This is a genomic window from Nocardioides bruguierae (assembly GCF_023554635.1).
Taxonomy (GTDB): domain Bacteria; phylum Actinomycetota; class Actinomycetes; order Propionibacteriales; family Nocardioidaceae; genus Nocardioides; species Nocardioides bruguierae.
In genome coordinates, this window is the sequence record NZ_JAMJPH010000003.1 from 373815 (window position 1) to 392385 (window position 18571).

The 18571-nt window shown below is 70.7% G+C and carries 15 protein-coding genes; 14 read left to right on the top strand and 1 reads right to left on the bottom strand.

The genetic code is table 11. From position 1 onward, the window contains the following. Positions 1-72: 72 nt before the first annotated feature. Positions 73-1353, bottom strand: coding sequence for an aspartate aminotransferase type Ic (locus M8316_RS04105; RefSeq protein WP_250052251.1), 1281 nt, complete (start codon positions 1351-1353; stop codon positions 73-75). Between the two features lie 303 nt (positions 1354-1656). Here M8316_RS04105 and rplJ point away from each other — a divergent pair, with 303 nt between their 5' ends. From rplJ to rpoB, 14 genes are all read left to right on the top strand, one after another. Beyond that, the gene (gene rplJ / locus M8316_RS04110) at positions 1657-2295 is read left to right on the top strand and encodes a 50S ribosomal protein L10 (protein WP_250052253.1); all 639 of its coding nucleotides are present in this window, start codon (positions 1657-1659) and stop codon (positions 2293-2295) included. A gap of 86 nt (positions 2296-2381) precedes the next feature. Then, positions 2382-2774, top strand: a complete 393-nt coding sequence (rplL, locus tag M8316_RS04115) for a 50S ribosomal protein L7/L12 (RefSeq protein WP_250052255.1) — start codon at positions 2382-2384, stop codon at positions 2772-2774. A 354-nt stretch (positions 2775-3128) separates the two neighbouring features. Continuing rightward, positions 3129-4082, top strand: coding sequence for an ABC transporter ATP-binding protein (locus M8316_RS04120; RefSeq protein WP_250052257.1), 954 nt, complete (start codon positions 3129-3131; stop codon positions 4080-4082). A 7-nt stretch (positions 4083-4089) separates the two neighbouring features. Continuing rightward, positions 4090-4872, top strand: a complete 783-nt coding sequence (locus tag M8316_RS04125) for an MlaE family ABC transporter permease (protein ID WP_250052258.1) — start codon at positions 4090-4092, stop codon at positions 4870-4872. A gap of 7 nt (positions 4873-4879) precedes the next feature. Beyond that, positions 4880-5707 (top strand): MlaE family ABC transporter permease, encoded by an 828-nt coding sequence (locus tag M8316_RS04130; RefSeq protein ID WP_250052259.1) that lies wholly within the window; start codon positions 4880-4882, stop codon positions 5705-5707. A 2-nt stretch (positions 5708-5709) separates the two neighbouring features. Beyond that, positions 5710-6990: an MCE family protein gene (locus M8316_RS04135; RefSeq protein WP_250052260.1), complete on the top strand. Its 1281-nt coding sequence runs from the start codon at positions 5710-5712 to the stop codon at positions 6988-6990. Then, entirely contained in the window at positions 6987-8033 is a 1047-nt protein-coding gene (locus M8316_RS04140) for an MCE family protein (protein ID WP_250052261.1), read from the top strand. The genes M8316_RS04135 and M8316_RS04140 overlap by 4 nt, the downstream gene beginning before the upstream one ends. Next, positions 8030-9028 carry an MCE family protein gene (locus tag M8316_RS04145; protein WP_250052262.1) on the top strand — a complete coding sequence of 333 codons (999 nt, stop codon included), beginning with the start codon at positions 8030-8032 and terminating at the stop codon, positions 9026-9028. The genes M8316_RS04140 and M8316_RS04145 overlap by 4 nt, the downstream gene beginning before the upstream one ends. Beyond that, the gene (locus M8316_RS04150; protein ID WP_250052263.1) at positions 9025-10185 is read left to right on the top strand and encodes an MCE family protein; all 1161 of its coding nucleotides are present in this window, start codon (positions 9025-9027) and stop codon (positions 10183-10185) included. The genes M8316_RS04145 and M8316_RS04150 overlap by 4 nt, the downstream gene beginning before the upstream one ends. Then, positions 10182-11810, top strand: coding sequence for an MCE family protein (locus tag M8316_RS04155; protein ID WP_250052264.1), 1629 nt, complete (start codon positions 10182-10184; stop codon positions 11808-11810). Before M8316_RS04150 ends, M8316_RS04155 begins: the two co-directional genes overlap by 4 nt. Further along, a complete protein-coding gene (locus tag M8316_RS04160; RefSeq protein ID WP_250052266.1) occupies positions 11807-13093 on the top strand; it encodes an MCE family protein in 1287 nt (428 codons plus the stop codon). The genes M8316_RS04155 and M8316_RS04160 overlap by 4 nt, the downstream gene beginning before the upstream one ends. 7 nt (positions 13094-13100) lie before the next feature. After that, complete coding sequence (locus M8316_RS04165) at positions 13101-13883, top strand: hypothetical protein (RefSeq protein WP_250052269.1); 783 nt, start codon at positions 13101-13103, stop codon at positions 13881-13883. After that, positions 13880-14695 carry a J domain-containing protein gene (locus M8316_RS04170; RefSeq protein WP_250052271.1) on the top strand — a complete coding sequence of 272 codons (816 nt, stop codon included), beginning with the start codon at positions 13880-13882 and terminating at the stop codon, positions 14693-14695. Before M8316_RS04165 ends, M8316_RS04170 begins: the two co-directional genes overlap by 4 nt. Before the next feature lie 316 nt (positions 14696-15011). Beyond that, the gene (rpoB, locus tag M8316_RS04175) at positions 15012-18476 is read left to right on the top strand and encodes a DNA-directed RNA polymerase subunit beta (protein ID WP_250052274.1); all 3465 of its coding nucleotides are present in this window, start codon (positions 15012-15014) and stop codon (positions 18474-18476) included. The last annotated feature ends 95 nt before the right edge of the window (positions 18477-18571 follow it).

The window sequence follows — 18571 nt, forward strand, 5'->3', positions numbered from 1 at the left end:
ACGTCATGCGTCTGAGGGACACTGCGTCCGCTCCGCATGACGTCCCGGGGTCGGCGTCCGGGAGCGCCCGGCTCAGCTGCTGAGCTTCTCCGCGGCGGCGAGCGCCACGCAGGTGGCGACGCCGGCCATGGCGGTCTCGACCTGGTCCAGCGGCGGGAACGTCGGAGCCAGGCGGATGTTGCGGTCGCGCGGGTCCAGGCCGTGCGGGAACGCCGAGCCCGCGGGCGTCAGCGAGATGCCGGCCTCCTTGGCGAGCTGGACGACGCGGGTGGCGGTGCCGTCGACGACGTCGAGGTTGACGAAGTAGCCGCCGGTCGGCTCGGTCCACTCGGCCACGCCGAGACCCGAGAGCGCGCCCTCGAGGGCGTCCTGCACGGCGGCGAACTTCGGCGCGATGATGTCGCGGTGCTTGCGCATGTGCGCGCGCACGCCCTCGGCGTCGCCGAAGAACTCCAGGTGGCGCAGCTGGTTCACCTTGTCCGGCCCGATCGAGGCCATGCCCAGGTGCGTGAGGAACCAGGCCTTGTTCACCGGCGACATCGCCATCATGGCCACGCCGGCGCCCGCCCAGGTGATCTTGGAGGTCGAGGCGAACACGATCGGCCGCTCGGGGTGGCCGTTGGCCGCCGCGATCGCGAGAGCGTCGGCGCTCTTGACCTCCACGTCGGTGAGGTGGTGCAGCGCGTAGGCGTTGTCCCACAGGATGCGGAAGTCCGGCGCCGCCGTCGGCATCGACATGAGCGCGGTGGCGACCTCGACGGAGCACACCGAGCCGGTCGGGTTGGCGTAGGTCGGCACGAGCCACATGCCCTTGACCGACGGGTCGTCGGCGACGAGCGCCTTGACCGCCTCGACGTCCGGCCCGTCCTCGTGCATGGGCACGGTGACCATCTCGATGCCGAGGTCGGCCAGCAGCGTGAAGTGCCGGTCGTAGCCGGGCACCGGGCAGATGAACTTCACCGTGCCGGCGTCCTTCCACGGGGCGTCGACGCCGGCGGCACCCCACAGGAGCAGGGACGTGACGGTGCGGTGCATCATCTCGAGGCTCGAGTTGCCGCCCGCGATCACCTGCTGCGGCTCGACGCCGAGGAGCTCGGCGAACAGGGCGCGCAGGCCGAGGAGACCCTCGAGCCCGCCGTAGTTGCGCACGTCGGTGCCGGTGGCGTCCGTGGTGGAGGTGGGCAGCGAGAGCAGGCCGTTGGAGAGGTCCAGCTGCTCCGCGGACGGCTTGCCACGCGTGAGGTCCAGCTTCAGCCCGCGATCCTTGAGGGCGGCGTAGTCGGCCTGGGTCTTCGCGAGGAAGGCAGCCAGGTCGTCGGCGGAGAGCTGGTCGAGCGGCGTGCGGTCGGTCATGGTGCCGATCCTGCCAGCCGGTACCGTGCTGGCACACTCCCTGCGCGGGGGATGGACGCCGCCGACGTCCACGATTTTGCGTGGCGGCCCGACACCCCTACCTTGGTACGCGTAACCAGAGACCGCCGGTCGTCCTGATGCGAGAGCAGCAGGATTGAAGGCCTCGCGAGAGCGAGCGACCCGCGCAGGATACAGAGCACCGAGCAGGCACGAGAGTGCCGCTCCCACGCCCTGGGCCTGCGCCCGGGGCGTTCGTCATTTCACGGGGTTCACGGTGGCTCTCCGACCGATGTAAGGAGACCCATGGCGCGGGCAGACAAGCAGGCGGCCGTCTCGGACCTCGTTGAGCAGTTCAACGAGTCCGCTGGCGCCGTGCTGACCGAGTACCGCGGTCTCACCGTGAAGGAGCTGCAGGACCTCCGCCGCTCCCTCGGCGAGAACGCCACGTACGCCGTGGTCAAGAACACGCTGACCAAGCTGGCCGCGAAGGAGGCCGGGCTCTCCGGCTTCGACGACCTGCTGACCGGCCCGACCGCCGTTGCCTTCATCAAGGGCGACATGGTCGAGGCTGCCAAGGGCCTGCGTGACTTTGCCAAGGCCAACCCCACCCTTGTCATCAAGGGTGGAGTCATGGACGGCCAGGCGCTCGACGCTGCCGAGGTGGCCAAGCTGGCCGACCTCGAGTCGCGCGACGTCCTCCTGGGCAAGATGGCGGGCGCCATGCTGGCGTCGCTGTCCCAGGCCGTCTACCTCCTCAACGCCCCCCTCGCCCAGGCCGCCCGGCTCGCCGGTGCGCTCGAGGCGAAGGCGCAGGAGGACCCCTCGATCCTCGCAGGTGGTGCCGGTACGCCGGCCGCCGCCGAGGAGGCCCCGGCTGCTGCCGAGGCCCCCGCCGACGAGGCCCCCGCGGCCTCCGACGAGGGCGACACCGCCGAGGCGTGACCCTCCCGGGTCACCCACGGCTACCACCACCTGAAACCCGGACGGCGCCCGCGACGGGCGCCGACCACAGCTGAAAGGACGCCACCATGGCGAAGCTGAGCACCACCGAGCTCCTCGACGCGTTCAAGGAGATGACCCTCATCGAGCTCTCCGAGTTCGTGAAGGAGTTCGAGGACACCTTCGGCGTCACCGCGGCCGCCCCGGTCGCCGTCGCCGCCGCCCCCGCTGCCGGCGGTGCCGCCGGTGGCGAGGCCGCCGCCGAGGAGAAGGACGAGTTCGACGTCGTCCTCGAGTCCGCCGGTGACAAGAAGATCAACGTCATCAAGGAGGTGCGCGCCCTGACCTCCCTCGGCCTGAAGGAGGCCAAGGAGCTCGTCGAGGGTGCGCCCAAGACCGTCCTCGAGGGCGCTGCCAAGGACGTGGCCGAGAAGGCCAAGGAGTCCCTCGAGGCCGCTGGCGCCTCCGTCACCCTCAAGTGACCTGAGTCCCCTCCGGGGGACACCGCCCCGCACGGGGCACCTGCACGATCCGCCGAGGGCGGTCATCCCGATCAGGGGTGGCCGCCCTCGCGGCGTTCCCGGCGCCGGCCGTGACAGCGCTGCCGAGAGCGGCCGGCGGTCTTGACCGGCGCGGCCTCCTGCTCGAAACCCCTCCGGTGAGGCCCCGCCCCTGCCGACCGGCAGGACGGACCTGCCACCGGATGTGACCGCGACCACGCGTCCAGCGTGACGTGGGCGACATTCGTGCGTAACCTCGCGCCGACCCCGCCGTTGTTACTGGCAGGTCAGGAAGCGGCGCCACCCGGTGCCGCCGCACGGGAGGGGAGGCGCTCGATGGGTGTCGAGATCAAGGTCGAGAACCTGACGAAGTCCTTCGGCAGGCAGCTGATCTGGGGAGACGTCACGCTGACGGTGCCGGCCGGGGAGATCTGCGTGATGCTGGGCCCGTCGGGCACCGGCAAGTCGGTGTTCCTGAAGTCGCTGATCGGGCTGCTGAAGCCCGACCGGGGCTCGATCGTCATCGAGGGCACGGACATCGCCTCCTGCTCCGAGCGCGAGCTGTACGAGATCCGCAAGCTGTTCGGCGTGCTGTTCCAGGACGGCGCGATGTTCGGCTCGATGAACCTCTACGACAACGTCGCCTTCCCGCTGCGCGAGCACACGCGCAAGTCGGAGTCCGAGGTCCGGCAGGTCGTCATGGAGAAGATGGACCTGGTCGGCCTCGTCGGCTCGGAGGACAAGCTGCCCGGCGAGATCTCGGGCGGCATGCGCAAGCGCGCCGGCCTGGCGCGCGCGCTCGTCCTCGACCCCGAGATCGTGCTCTTCGACGAGCCCGACTCCGGCCTGGACCCGGTGCGCACCGCGTTCCTCAACCAGCTCATCGTCGACCTCAACGCCCAGATCGACGCGACCTTCCTGATCGTCACCCACGACATCAACACCGCGCGCACGGTGCCCGACAACATCGGCCTGCTCTACCACAAGCACCTGGCCATGTTCGGGCCGCGCGAGATGCTGCTCTCCTCCGAGGAGCCCGTCGTGCGCCAGTTCCTCAACGCCCAGCGCGTCGGCCCGATCGGCATGTCCGAGGAGAAGGACGCCGACGAGCTGGCCGCCGAGGCCGACCAGGAGCTGCCGCCCCTCCCGCCGATCCCGCTCCAGCTGGAGCCGTCCAACGGCATCCCCCGGCGCAGCCAGCGCGAGCCCGGCGGCTGGTGCCGCGAGCACGGCGTGACGCCGCCGCCCGGATCGTTCTCGCCCGGCATGGCCATGGCGACGGGGGCCTGAGGGACCGATGGCCTCGACCACCGCCCGCCTGCTCGCCCCGGTGGGGGCTGCGGGCAGCCTCTTCGCCTTCGCGCTCGACGTCGCGCGCGGGCTCTTCCGGCGACCCTTCCAGCTGCGCGAGTTCATCCAGCAGGCCTGGTTCGTGGCGTCGGTGACGATCATCCCGACCGCGCTGGTGGCCATCCCGTTCGGCGCGGTCATCGCGCTCCAGGTCGGTGGCCTGATCCGCCAGTTCGGCGCCGAGTCGTTCACCGGCTCCGCCTCGGTCCTCGCCGTCGTCCAGCAGGCCGCCCCGATCGCGACCGCCCTCCTCATCGCCGGCGCCGGCGGCTCCGCCATCGCCGCCGACCTCGGCGCCCGCAAGATCCGCGAGGAGCTGGACGCGATGATGGTGCTCGGCATCGACCCGATCCAGCGCCTGGTGGTGCCCCGCGTGCTGGCCACCATGCTGGTCGCCGTCTTCCTCAACGGCCTGGTCTCGGTGGTCGGCGTCGCCGGCGGCTACGTCTTCAACGTCGTCCTCCAGGACGGCACGCCCGGCGCCTACATCGCCTCCTTCACCGCGCTCGCGCAGCTGCCCGACATCTGGATCGGCCTGGTCAAGGCTTTGATCTTCGGCCTCATCGCGGCCGTGGTCGCCTCCTACAAGGGGATGAACGCCGGGGGTGGGCCCAAGGGCGTGGGCGACGCGGTCAACGAGTCCGTCGTGATCACGTTCCTGCTGCTGTTCATCGCCAACTTCGTCCTCAGCGCGGTCTACCTCCAGGTCGTCCCCCCGAAGGGCGGGTGAACGGGCCGTGGCCGACCTCAAGGCGATCTACACCAAGCCGCTCGGGGCCCTCGACGACCTCGGCGGGCAGCTCGCGTTCTACCTGCGCGCCCTGGCTGCGACCCCACGCACCGCACGGCGCTACTACAAGGAGATCCTGCGCATCCTGTCCGAGGTCACCCTCGGCTCGGGCTCGCTGGCGGTCATCGGCGGCACCGTGGGTGTCATCGTCTCGATGACCTTCTTCACCGGTGCGCAGGTGGGCCTCTCGGGCTACGCCGCGCTCGACCAGCTGGGCACCGCCCGGTTCGCCGGCTTCGTCTCGGCGTACTTCAACACCCGCGAGATCGCCCCGCTCGTGGCCGGCATCGCGCTGGCCGCCACGGTGGGCTGCGGCTTCACCGCACAGCTGGGCGCGATGCGCATCTCCGAGGAGATCGACGCCGTCGAGGTGATGGCGATCCCCTCGATGCAGTACCTGGTGAGCACCCGCATCATCGGCGGCCTCATCGCGATCGTCCCGCTGTACGTGGTGGGGCTGCTCTCGTCCTACTTCGCCACCCGGCTCACGGTGACCGGCATCTACGGCCAGTCGGCAGGCACCTACGCGGACAACTTCACCAAGTTCCTGGCACCCGAGGACGTGCTCTGGTCCTTCGGCAAGGTGCTCGTCTTCGCGGTGACGGTGATCCTCATCCACTGCTACTACGGCTACACCGCCAGCGGCGGGCCGGCCGGCGTCGGCGTGGCCGTGGGTCGCGCGGTGCGGACCTCGATCGTCGCGGTGAACGTCATCGACCTCATGCTGTCGATGGCGATCTGGGGCACCACGACCACGGTCAGGTTGGCGGGGTAGTCGTGCTGCTGCGTCACGTCCGCACGCTCGGACTCGTCTTCCTCGCACTGCTGCTGGTGGCGGTGTGGCTCACCTACGCCCAGTTCACGGGCGTCTTCCGCGACTACACGACCGTCACCCTGCGCAGCACCAGCGCCGGGCTCCAGCTGCCGCGGCGCGGCGACGTGAAGATCCGCGGCGTCATCGTCGGCGAGGTGCTCTCCTTCGACGCCACCTCCGAGGGCGTGGACGTGGAGCTCGGGCTGTTCCCCGACAGCACCGGGACCATCCCGTCCAACGTCTCCGCCTACATCGTGCCCAAGACGCTGTTCGGCGAGAAGTACGTCAAGCTCGAGGTCCCGGCCGACCCGGCCCGGCCGATCCAGGCCGGCGACACGATCACCCAGACGCGCCTGTCGACCGAGGTCGAGGAGGTCCTCGACGACCTCTACCCGCTGCTGCGCACCGTCCGCCCCGCCGACCTCAACGCCACGCTCACGGCGCTGGCCACGGCGCTGGAGGGTCGCGGAGACCTCATCGGGGAGAACCTCGAGACGGTCGACGCCTACCTGAAGAAGCTCAACCCGCAGCTGCCGGCCCTGGTGGAGGACCTGCGCCTGACCGCGGAGGTCTCCGACCTCTACGCCGACGTGCTGCCCCAGGTCGGGCAGATCCTGGACGACACCGTCACCACGACCACCACGCTGCGCGACCGCGAGGAGATGCTGAACGCCCTCTTCAACGACGTCAGCGCGTTCTCCGGCTCGGCACGCACCTTCCTGCGCGACAACGAGCAGAACCTGATCCGTCTCGGCGAGGTCTCCGAGCCGCAGGTGCGGCTCCTGGCCAAGTACGCCCCGGAGTTCAGCTGCCTGACGGAGGGCCTGGTCAACGCGGGCAAGATCCAGGCCGAGGCCTTCCGCAACCACACGCTGCACATCACCCTCGAGACGCTGCCGAACCAGCCCCGCGGCTACACCGCCGCCGACGTCCCGCGCTTCGGCGAGGACCGCGGCCCCAGCTGCCTGCACCTGCCCAACCCGCCGTTCGACCAGGACAACCCGCTCCGGGCCCAGCCGAACATGGACGACGGCGTCGACGAGCCCACCGGCAAGGGAACCTCACGCGTGACCCCCAGCTACTTCTTCCGCACGGACGCGGGCCGCGCCGGCAGTGACGCCGAGACGGCCCTGGTCGACTCGCTGCTCGCGCCGGCCCTCGGCACGACCGCCGAGGACGTGCCCGACCTGGGTGCCCTCCTGGTGGCGCCGATGGCCCGCGGGGCGGAGGTGGAGCTGCGATGAAGCTCCTCGACGGCCGCACCGCCGCCGACCTGGTCAAGCTCGGCATCTTCGTCCTCGTCACCACGCTGGCCACGGGCCTGCTGGTGATCACGGTCGGCAACCTGTCCTTCGCCGAGACCCGGCCGGTGCGCGCGACGTTCACCGACGCCACCGGCGTGGTGGCCGGCGACGACGTGCGCGTCGCCGGCGTCAAGGTCGGCTCCGTGACCGACATCGAGGTCGTGGACGGCAGGATGGCGATGGTCTCCTTCGACCTCCAGACCCAGGTGCCCGTCACCGACGTAACCCACGCCACGATCCGGTACCGCAACCTGGTCGGGCAGCGCTACATCAGCCTCGACCAGCGGCCCTCGTCCGACCCCGTGGACCTCGGGGAGGTCGACGGCGACCCGGTGATCGCGGTGGCCCAGACCAGCCCGGCGCTGGACCTGACCGTGCTGTTCAACGGCTTCAAGCCGCTGTTCCAGGCCCTGAGCCCGGCCGACGTCAACCAGCTCTCCTACGAGATCGTCCAGGTCTTCCAGGGGGAGGGCGGCACGCTGGAGAGCCTGCTGGGCCACACCGCGTCGGTCACCCAGACGCTCGCCGACCGCGACGAGGTCATCACCGACCTGATCGAGAACCTCGACCAGGCGCTGGACCACCTGGCCGACCGCGACGACCAGCTCTCCGACCTGATCATCACGTTCAAGCAGCTCGTGCGCGGGCTGAAGAACGACCGCGAGCCGATCCTCGACTCGCTGACGCAGATCTCGCTGCTCTCCGAGGAGACCGCCGGCCTCGTCACCGACGTGCGCGCCCCGCTGGTCACCGACATCAAGCAGCTGCGCCGGCTCACGCGGAACATCGACGACGGCTCCGAGGAGCTCGACCGTGCGCTCCAGGTGCTGCCGGTCAAGCTCAACACCATCGGCGGCACCGCCACCTACGGCTCCTGGTTCAACTTCTACCTCTGCCACTTCGAGGCCGACGTGACCATCCCCGGGGGCGAGACCGTCCCGCTGAAGTACGAGACCGGGTCTGCGAGGTGCGACCTCGGATGAAGCCCTTCCGCGAGCGCAACCCCGTGGTGATCGGCGCCGTCAGCCTCGTCGTGCTGGCGCTGCTGCTGGTCGCCGCGTTCCGTGCCCAGGACCTGCCCCTCATCGGTGGCGGGCAGACCTACTACGCCGAGTTCAGCGAGGCCGGCGGCCTCAAGGTCGACGACGAGGTCCGCATCGCCGGCGTCCGCGTCGGCGAGGTGCGCACCATCGAGCTGGACGGGGACAAGGTCCGCGTCGGGTTCCGGGTCAGCACCGACGACACCTTCGACACCGACGCCCGCGCCTCCATCCGCGTGAAGACGCTGCTCGGCGACATGTTCCTGTCCGTCGAGCCCAGCGTCGCCAGGGCGGGGCAGGCCGGCCCCCGGATGGAGGAGGGCGGCACCATCCCGGTCTCGCGCACGACCTCCCCGTTCGACGTCGTCGACGCCTTCACCGGGCTCGCCGACACCGCCGAGCGGATCGACACCGACCAGCTCACCGAGTCGCTGCGCACCCTGGCCGACCTGACCCGCGACACCCCCGAGGAGTTCCGCGGCGCCCTGGCCGGCGTCTCGGCGCTCAGCGCGAACATCGCGGCCAAGAACGACGAGATCAACAGCCTGCTGGTCAACCTGCGCCGGCTCTCCACCGTGCTCGACGCCCGTGACGAGGACATCGTCGCGCTGATGAAGGACGCCGACGTCCTGTTCCGGGCGCTGGTCGAGCGGCGGCAGGCCATCCACCGGCTGCTCGTCTCCACCCAGCGGCTCTCGCGGGAGCTGACCACGCTGATCCGGCAGTCGCGCGCCGACCTGAAGCCCGCCCTGGAGAACCTCGACGCGGTGCTCGACGTGCTCAACAAGAACGAGGACAACATCGACAACAGCCTCCGGCTGATGGCGCCGTTCTACCGCGTCTTCGCCTCGACGCTGGGCAACGGCCCCTGGTTCGACACCTACATCCAGAACTTCCCGCCGATCGCGGAGCTGCAGAACGGTGGTGGTCTCGGATGAGGGCCCTCACCACCGTGCGCACCGTGCTCCTGGCGCTCGTCGCGCTGGCCGTGGTCGTCACCGTCGGCGTCGTCCTCCTGGACGGCGACGACGGCAAGACCCTGACCGCCCGCTTCACCTCCGCCGCCCAGCTCTACGAGGGCAGCGACGTGCGGGTGCTGGGCGTCCCGGTCGGGGAGATCACCTCCGTGCGCCCCGACGGCACGGACGTGGTGGTCACCATGCGCTACGACGGTGAGCTGGACGTCCCCGCGGACGCCCAGGCCGTCGTCATCTCCCCGTCGGTGGTCGGCGACCGCTACGTGCAGCTCACCCCCGCCTACACCGGCGGCGCGGTGCTGGAGTCCGGCGCCGAGCTCGGCACCGACCGCACCGCCGTCCCCCTCGAGCTGGACCAGGTCTACCAGTCGCTCGACGACCTGACGGTGGCGCTCGGCCCCGACGGCGCGAACAGCGACGGTGCCCTCTCCGACCTGCTCGTGCAGACGGCCGAGAACTTCGGCGGCCAGGGCGCGACGTTCCGGCAGACGCTCAGCGACTTCGCCGACTTCACCGAGACCCTCGACGACAACTCCGACGACCTGTTCGGCGCCTCGGCCGAGCTGGGGCAGTTCCTGGAGACGCTCGCCGACAACGACACGACCGTGCGCCGGTTCAACAGCTCGCTGGCCGACGTCTCCGACCTGCTCGCGGGCGAGCGGCAGGACCTCGCCGCGGCGCTGGACGCGCTCGCGACGGCGCTCACCCAGGTGCGCCGCTTCGTGGACGACAACGGGGAGATCCTCACCGAGGACGTGAAGGGGCTGAACCGCGTGGCCAAGGTCCTGGTGAAGCAGCGCGCCGCGCTCGACGAGACCCTCGACGCCGCACCGCTGGCGCTGAACAACCTGTACCTGACCTACAACCCGCAGGCCGGCACCCTCGACACCAACGCGAACCTCACGCTGATCGAGGACCAGCTGGTCAACGACCCGGCGCTGCTGCTGTGCACCGTCGCCAACTCCGTCGACGACACCGGTGGCCTGTGCGACGCCCTCGAGGGCGCGCTGCCGCGCCCCGGTGCCCTGGACGCGCTGCGCGGGCGCAGCGGCAGCACGAGCGGCGCCGCGGTGCTCTCCGACGCCACGCTCGGCGGACTCGTGGCGGTGACCGAATGAGCGCCACCCAGCCCCGACGCCAGCCCCGACGCCAGCCCCGCCGTGGGCCCGGTCGGCTGGCCCGCCTCTGGCGCGCGGCGGCGCTGGCCGTCGTCCTGCCGCTGGGCCTCTCGGCCTGCAGCAGCGGCTTCGACGTCTACTCCCTCCCGCTGCCCGGCGGCCCGGACGTCGGCGACGACCCGATCACCGTCACCGCCCAGTTCCGCGACGTGCTGGACCTGGTGCCCAAGTCGACCGTCAAGGTCGACGACGTCACCGTCGGCCAGGTCACCGACGTGGCGCTCGCCGACGACGGCGAGACCGCCCTGGTCACCCTCGAGCTGCGCGAGGACACCGAGCTGCCCGCCGACGCGGTGGCCCGCATCCGCCAGACCAGCCTGCTCGGCGAGAAGTTCGTCGAGCTCGACGCCCCCGACGGCGGCGGCACCGGCAGCCTCGAGGACGGCGCCGCCATCGGCCTGGACGCCACCGGGCGCAACACCGAGGTCGAGGAGGTGCTCGGCGCGCTGAGCCTGGTGCTCAACGGCGGCGGCGTGGCCCAGCTGAAGACCATCGCCACCGAGCTGAACACGGCGCTGGAGGGCCGCGAGGGCACCACCCGCGACGTGCTCGAGCAGATCCGGGTGCTGATGCGCACCCTGGACACCAACAAGGCCGACATCGTGGACGCGATCGAGCGGATCGACCGCCTGGCCCGGTCGGTGCGTCGTCAGCAGCCCTCCATCGACGCCGCGCTGGAGGAGCTGCCGTCCGCCCTGCGCTCGCTGGACTCCCAGCGCGAGGACCTCGTGAGGATGCTCCGGTCGCTCAACCGGCTCGGCGACGTCGGCGTGCGCGTCATCCGCTCCACCCAGGAGTCCACCACCGCCACCCTCGAGCAGCTCCAGCCCGTGCTGGCCGAGCTCGCGAACAGCGGCGACTCGCTGGTGGAGTCGTTCAACGTCTTCCTCACCTACCCCTTCGTGGACGAGGTCGTCGGCCGCAACCCGCAGGTCGCGCGCAACCTGCACATGGGCGACTACACCAACCTCTCCATCGAGATGCAGATCGACCTCTCCCTGGGCCTGGACGACGGCATCCCGACCGAGCTGCCCACGCTGCTCCCTTCGGACCTCGACCCGACGGTCGTGCTCGACCTCGTCGCCGAGTGCCTCGCCTCCGGGGACCTGACCTCCGAGGCCTGCCAGCGGGTGCTCGCCACCCCCCGCCTCCTGCTGGAGCTGCGCGAGGAGTGCGCACGCCCCCGCAACAAGGACGTCGCCGTGTGCACCCTGCTCAACCAGCTGCCCGGCCTGCCGAACCCCGGCGGCGGCGAGTCCAGCAGTGGCGGCGGCGGTCTCCCGCTCCCGCTGCCCTCGATCTCGCTGCCCGGCCTCGGGCGGGCCGGCGTCGACGCGCTGCGCACCCCCGCGCAGACACCGGGCTCGACGACGGGCTCCACGACGGGCTCGTCCACGGGCACGGCACGGACGACGGTCGGCGACCGCGGCCCCACGATGGGCGATCTCTCCGCCCTCTACGACGCCGACCTCGTGGCGCTGCTCGTGCCCGGCCTGGTGGGGACGACCAGCGACACCAGCCCGGACACCACCCGGGACACCAGGGACGGGGGTGAGGTCCGGTGATCACCCGCCGCACCCGCATCCAGCTGTTCGTCTTCGCGCTGATCACCCTGGTCGGCTGCTCCTACGTGGGCGCCACCTACGCCCAGCTCGACCGGTTCTTCCGCGACACCGACTACGAGGTCGTGGCGCACTTCGCCTCCTCCGGCGGCATCTTCGCCGGCGGCCAGGTCACCTACCGCGGGGTCGCCGTCGGCCGGGTCGACGACCTGGTGCTCACCGACGACGGCGTCGACGTCCACCTGCAGATCGACAAGAAGTGGGACACCATCCCGGCGGACACGCTGGCGGTGGTCGCGAACGCCTCGGCCGTCGGTGAGCAGTACGTCGACCTCAAGCCGCAGACGAAGAGCGACCCGTACCTGGAGCAGGGCTCGGAGATCGACACCGCCGACACCGCCGTCCCGATCGCGACCGAGAAGCTGCTCGGCGACGTGGCCCGCACCGTGCAGTCGGTCGACCGCGACGCCCTGCGCACCACGGTCACCGAGCTCGGGGCCGCGTTCGGCGGCAGCGGCGAGGACCTGTCCCGGCTCATCGACTCCGGCTCGTCCTTCATCGAGGACGCCGACGCCAACTTCCAGATCACCACCGACCTGATCCGCGACGCCAACACCGTGCTGAGCACGCAGCTGAGGAGCGAGCAGGACATCCGCACCTTCGCGCGCCGGCTCTCGCAGTTCTCCTCGACGCTGGCCGGCGCCGACCCGGACCTGCGCCGCCTGATCAAGGCCGGCTCGCCCGCCGCACGCTCCCTGCGCACCCTGATCGAGGACAACCGCGTGGAGCTGGGCGACCTGATCAACAACCTGGTGACCACCGGGCAGGTCGTCACCCGGCACCTCGACGGCGTCGAGCAGCTGCTGGTCATCTACCCCTACGTGGTGGAGGGCGGTTTCACCGTTGTCTCCAAGAGCCCCACCAGCGGGCTCTACAACGCCCACTTCGGCCTGATCATCACCGACAACCCGGTGTGCCAGCAGGGCTACGAGAGCACGCAGAAGCGCACCCCGAGCGACCGCGACGAGCGGCCGATGAACACGAAGGCCCGCTGCACCGAGGGGCCCGGCACCAGCAACGCGCGCGGTGTGCAGAACCTCAACCGGCCCGCCGCCGCCTACGACCCCGACAGCGTCGTGGCCAGCTACGACCCCGAGACCGGCGACCTCACGTGGGGCGGTGTGCCGCAGGGCGGCGCCAACGCCGCCACCCCGGCCCCCGCCACCCTGGCCGGGGACGCGTCCTGGCTCTGGCTCGACGCGCTCGCCACACCGGCGGGGGAGTGACCGGCCCATGACCACCACCCAGACCGGCTCCCGGGCCTCCACCCGGACCGCACCCACCCGCACGTCCGAGGAGGACCTCACCGTGCAGCCCGACCAGCAGCCCCCCGAGCAGCGGCCCGCGCCCACCCGCGCCGCCCTGCTGGTGCGCCGCTTCCTGCTCGTCGACCTCGTGCTCCTGATCATCGGCTCGGGCGCGGTCCTGACCTGGCTGCTCCTGACCAGGACGCCCGACACCGAGCCCCTCGGCGACCGGGTCTCCTCGCTGGTCACCGGGCGCAACGAGGTCCAGGTCCGCCGCGACGAGGTGGCCGAGGTGGCCCGCACGATGATGACGCGGGTCAACAGCTACGGCCCCGAGGACCTCGCCGACGACGGCACCATGCCCGACTACCGCGACGGCGTGTCCTCGCTGCTCACGCCCGGCTTCGCGGCCGAGTTCGACGACCAGGTGCAGATCGCCGAGGCCACCGTGGCCCAGGCGGGGCTGGGTCGCACCACCACCGTCCACGCCGTCGGTGTCTCGGAGCTGGCCGACGACGAGGCCACCGCGCTGGTGGCCGGCGAGTTCACCAACACGTACCCCGGCGACGGGGACGAGCGGGTCTCCGACGAGCCCGCCACCTACCGGGTCGAGGTCACCCTGCGGCTCGTCGACGGGGCGTGGCTGGTCGACGCCTTCAGCCCGGTCACCGGCACCGGCGTCACCACCGACGGCAGCGCGGACGACGGGGCCGGCGCCGACGGGAGCACCACCGACGGGAGCAGCACGGACGGGGGGAGCAGCCGATGAGCGGGCCCACCTGGTACGACGTCCTCGGCGTGGAGCCGGGCGCGAGCGCGGACGACGTGCGCGCCGCCTGGCGGGCGGCCCTGGCCGAGCTCGACCCCGGCGACCGTCGGGCGAAGCTCGCCACCGAGGCCGCCGAGACGCTCCTGGACCCCGAGCGCCGCGCCGCCTACGACGCGTCGCTCGCGCCGGCCGCGGGGGAGCCCGTGGATCCGCTGGACGAGGCGGCGCCACCGGAGCCGCACACCGTTCCCGAGTCGGCGTCCGAGCCGGCGTCCGAGCCCGCGTCCGCGGCGTCGGGCCGGCTGGTGCCGGCCTGGCTGCTGGCGGTGCTCGCCCTGCTGGCGGCGCTCAGCGTGGGCGGCACGGTCGCGGTGGCGGCGCAGCCGCACCACCGCGTCATCACCGGCGACGCGGGCACGGTCGAGGCCGACGCCCAGGCCGCGCAGGCGGCGGCGGAGCGGGCCGTGGGCCCCGTCCTGTCCTACGACTACCGGACGATGGAGGAGGACGGCGCCCGGGCGCGGACCTACCTCACCGCCGACTACACCGAGACCTACGACCAGCTGTTCGCGGTGCTGGAGGAGAACGCCCCCACCTCCCAGACCGTGGTCGGGCCGGTCGAGGTCGTGGACTCCGCGCTGGTGCGGGTGGGGGACGACCGCGTCCAGGTGCTCGTGTTCGCCAACCGGCAGCGCACCAACGCCTCGACCACGCAGCCGGACGTCTACCAGGACCAGCTGACGCTGACGATGGTGCTCGACGACGGCCAGTGGCTGGTCGACGACATCACCACGACACCCCTGGCGGACTGACCTCCGAGCCGGCCGCCGGACCGACCTCGCGGCCCGCCGGCGGGGAGTCGGCGGGGCGCCGGCGGGGCGCCGGCGGGGCGTCGTCGCGGTCAGGACACGGCGCGCCCATTCGGCCGAACTGCTTGACCGGGGTGCCCGGTGCCCGCATCATCTTTCCGACGGGGCTACCGGGCCCCCCTCCTCGATGTTGTGGGGCGTCGTGCGTTCGGGTACTGTTGCGCTTTGCGCCTGCCCTCAAATGCTCGACAGCCTGCCCGGTGGCTCTCTGAGTGGGGGGTGGCGCCATTCGATGAGCTGACCTGTCGAAGGATGACTCTTGGCTGCGCCTGCCACCTCTGGTAACTCCCGTCGCACCTCGTTCGCAAAGATCTCCGAGCCCCTGGCTCTTCCCCAGCTCCTCGCCCTGCAGACCGACAGCTTCGACTGGCTGATCGGCAACGAGAAGTGGCTGTCGGTGGTCGACCGCCGCCGCGAAGCAGGCGAGGACGTGTCGGAGAAGTCCGGTCTCCAGGAGATCTTCGAGGAGATCTCTCCGATCGAGGACTTCAACGAGACGATGTCGCTCTCGTTCGACAACCCGGTCTTCTACGACCCGAAGTACACCGTCGACGAGTGCAAGGAGAAGGACTTCACCTACTCCGCCCCGCTCTACGTCTCCGCCGAGTTCACCAACAACGACACCGGTGAGATCAAGGGCCAGACGGTCTTCATGGGCGACTTCCCGCTCATGACCAACAAGGGCACCTTCGTCATCAACGGCACCGAGCGCGTCGTCGTCTCCCAGCTGGTCCGCAGCCCGGGCGTCTACTTCGAGCGCGCCGCCGACAAGACGTCCGACAAGGACATCTACTCCGCGAAGCTCATCCCGAGCCGCGGTGCGTGGCTGGAGTTCGAGGTCGACAAGCGCGACCTCGTCGGCGTCCGCCTCGACCGCAAGCGCAAGCAGAACGTCACGGTGCTGCTCAAGGCCCTCGGCTGGACGAACGAGCAGATCCGCGAGGAGTTCGGCGAGTACGAGTCCATGATGCTGACCCTGGAGAAGGACAACACGTCCAACCAGGACGAGGCGCTGCTGGACATCTACCGCAAGCTCCGCCCGGGCGAGCCGCCGACGCGCGAGGCCGCGCAGACGCTGCTGAACAACTACTACTTCAACCCCAAGCGCTACGACCTGGCGAAGGTCGGCCGCCACAAGATCAACAAGAAGCTCGGTCTGGTCGAGGCGTTCGACCAGCAGACGCTGACGGTCGACGACATCGTGGCCGCGATCCGCTACATCGTGGCCCTCCACGACGGCCGCACCGAGCTGGAGGCCCCCCAGGGCGCCCTCGGCATCGAGCCCGACGACATCGACCACTTCGGCAACCGTCGCATCCGCACGGTCGGCGAGCTGATCCAGAACCAGCTCCGCACGGGCCTGGCCCGCATGGAGCGCGTCGTCCGCGAGCGCATGACCACGCAGGACGTGGAGGCGATCACGCCGCAGTCGCTGATCAACATCCGCCCCGTGGTCGCGGCGCTGAAGGAGTTCTTCGGCACCTCGCAGCTCTCGCAGTTCATGGACCAGACCAACCCGATCGCCGGCCTGACGCACAAGCGTCGCCTCTCGGCGCTCGGCCCGGGTGGTCTGTCCCGCGACCGCGCCGGCATGGAGGTCCGCGACGTCCACCCGTCGCACTACGGCCGCATGTGCCCGATCGAGACCCCTGAGGGTCCGAACATCGGTCTGATCGGCTCGCTGGCCTCCTTCGGCCGGATCAACCCGTTCGGCTTCGTCGAGACCCCGTACCGCAAGGTCGTCGACGGCCAGGTCACGGACCAGGTCGACTACCTGACGGCGGACGACGAGGACCACTTCGTCATCGCGCAGGCCAACGCCGTGCTGGACGAGGAGGGGCGCTTCGTCAACGAGCGCGTCCTGGTCCGTCAGCGCGACGGTGAGGTCTCCGAGCTCCTGGCCGGCGAGGTCGACTACATGGACGTCTCCCCGCGCCAGATGGTGTCGGTCGCGACCGCCCTCATCCCGTTCCTCGAGCACGACGACGCCAACCGTGCGCTCATGGGCGCCAACATGCAGCGTCAGGCCGTCCCGCTGATCCGCAGCGACGCGCCGCTGGTCGGCACGGGCATCGAGTACCGCGCCGCGGTCGACGCCGGTGACGTCGTCACCGCCGAGGCCGCCGGAGTCGTCAAGGAGGTGTCGGCCGACCTGGTCGAGACCCTCAACGACGACGGCACCTACTCCTCCTACCGGATGGCCAAGTTCCGTCGCTCCAACCAGGGCACCTCGATCAACCAGCGCCCGCTGGTCTCCGAGGGCGACCGCGTCGAGGTCGGCTCGCCGATCGCCGACGGCCCCTGCACCGACGACGCCGAGATGGCGCTGGGTCGCAACCTCCTCGTGGCCTTCCTGCCCTGGCAGGGCCACAACTACGAGGACGCGATCATCCTCTCGCAGCGGCTGGTCCAGGAGGACCTGCTCACCTCGATCCACATCGAGGAGCACGAGGTCGACGCCCGCGACACCAAGCTCGGCCCCGAGGAGATCACCCGGGACATCCCGAACGTCTCCGAGGAGGGCCTGGCCGACCTCGACGAGCGCGGCATCATCCGCATCGGCGCCGAGGTCTCCACCGGTGACATCCTCGTCGGCAAGGTGACCCCCAAGGGCGAGACCGAGCTGACCCCCGAGGAGCGCCTGCTCCGCGCGATCTTCGGCGAGAAGGCGCGCGAGGTGCGCGACACCTCGATGAAGGTCCCGCACGGCGAGTCCGGCACCGTCATCGGCGTCCGCGTCTTCGACCGCGAGGCCGGCGACGAGCTGCCCCCGGGCGTCAACCAGCTGGTCCGCGTCTACGTGGCCCAGAAGCGCAAGATCTCCGTCGGTGACAAGCTCGCCGGTCGTCACGGCAACAAGGGCGTCATCGCGAAGATCCTGCCGATCGAGGACATGCCGTTCATGGAGGACGGCACCCCGGTCGACGTCATCCTGAACCCGCTGGGCGTGCCGCGACGCATGAACATCGGTCAGATCCTCGAGCTCCACCTGGGCTGGCTGGCCCGGCAGGGCTGGGACCTGAACCTGTCCGGCGCCCCGGACGACGCCGCCTGGAAGCAGCGCCTGCGTGGGATCGGCCTGGAGACCTCCGAGCCGAACACCAAGCTCGCGACCCCGGTCTTCGACGGCGCGCTCGAGGACGAGATCACCGGCCTGCTCGGCGCGACGCTGCCGAACCGGGACGGCGACCGTCTGATCGACGAGACCGGCAAGGCCAAGCTCTACGACGGCCGCTCCGGCGAGCCGTTCCCCGAGCCGGTCGCGGTGGGCATGAAGTACATCCTGAAGCTGCACCACCTGGTGGACGACAAGATCCACGCGCGCAGCACCGGCCCGTACTCGATGATCACGCAGCAGCCGCTGGGCGGTAAGGCCCAGTTCGGTGGCCAGCGGTTCGGCGAGATGGAGGTCTGGGCGATGGAGGCGTACGGCGCCGCCTACGCCCTCCAGGAGCTGCTCACGATCAAGTCGGACGACGTGCCCGGCCGCGTGAAGGTCTACGAGGCCATCGTCAAGGGCGAGAACATCCCGGACTCCGGCATCCCGGAGTCGTTCAAGGTTCTCGTCAAGGAGATGCAGTCGCTCTGCCTGAACGTCGAGGTGCTCAGCCAGGACGGCTCGCAGATCGAGCTCCGTGACGCGGAGGAGGACGTCTTCCGCGCCGCCGAGGAGCTCGGCATCGACCTGTCCCGCCGCGAGCCCAGCAGCGTCGAGGAAGTCTGAGCCGGTGAGGTGCCGGGCGGGTGAGACTCCCGCCCGGCACCACCCTCAGTCCCCTTCACCCAGCAACATTCCGTTCTAACGAAGGACATCAGCCA

Excerpts from the sequence above, each read along its gene's own strand:
- M8316_RS04105 (WP_250052251.1), bottom strand. The coding sequence starts at position 1,353 with ATGACCGACCGCACGCCGCTCGACCAGCTCTCCGCCGACGACCTGGCT.
- rplJ (WP_250052253.1), top strand. The coding sequence starts at position 1,657 with ATGGCGCGGGCAGACAAGCAGGCGGCCGTCTCGGACCTCGTTGAGCAG.
- rplL (WP_250052255.1), top strand. The coding sequence starts at position 2,382 with ATGGCGAAGCTGAGCACCACCGAGCTCCTCGACGCGTTCAAGGAGATG.
- M8316_RS04120 (WP_250052257.1), top strand. The coding sequence starts at position 3,129 with ATGGGTGTCGAGATCAAGGTCGAGAACCTGACGAAGTCCTTCGGCAGG.
- M8316_RS04125 (WP_250052258.1), top strand. The coding sequence starts at position 4,090 with ATGGCCTCGACCACCGCCCGCCTGCTCGCCCCGGTGGGGGCTGCGGGC.
- M8316_RS04140 (WP_250052261.1), top strand. The coding sequence starts at position 6,987 with ATGAAGCTCCTCGACGGCCGCACCGCCGCCGACCTGGTCAAGCTCGGC.
- M8316_RS04145 (WP_250052262.1), top strand. The coding sequence starts at position 8,030 with ATGAAGCCCTTCCGCGAGCGCAACCCCGTGGTGATCGGCGCCGTCAGC.
- M8316_RS04150 (WP_250052263.1), top strand. The coding sequence starts at position 9,025 with ATGAGGGCCCTCACCACCGTGCGCACCGTGCTCCTGGCGCTCGTCGCG.
- M8316_RS04155 (WP_250052264.1), top strand. The coding sequence starts at position 10,182 with ATGAGCGCCACCCAGCCCCGACGCCAGCCCCGACGCCAGCCCCGCCGT.
- M8316_RS04165 (WP_250052269.1), top strand. The coding sequence starts at position 13,101 with ATGACCACCACCCAGACCGGCTCCCGGGCCTCCACCCGGACCGCACCC.
- M8316_RS04170 (WP_250052271.1), top strand. The coding sequence starts at position 13,880 with ATGAGCGGGCCCACCTGGTACGACGTCCTCGGCGTGGAGCCGGGCGCG.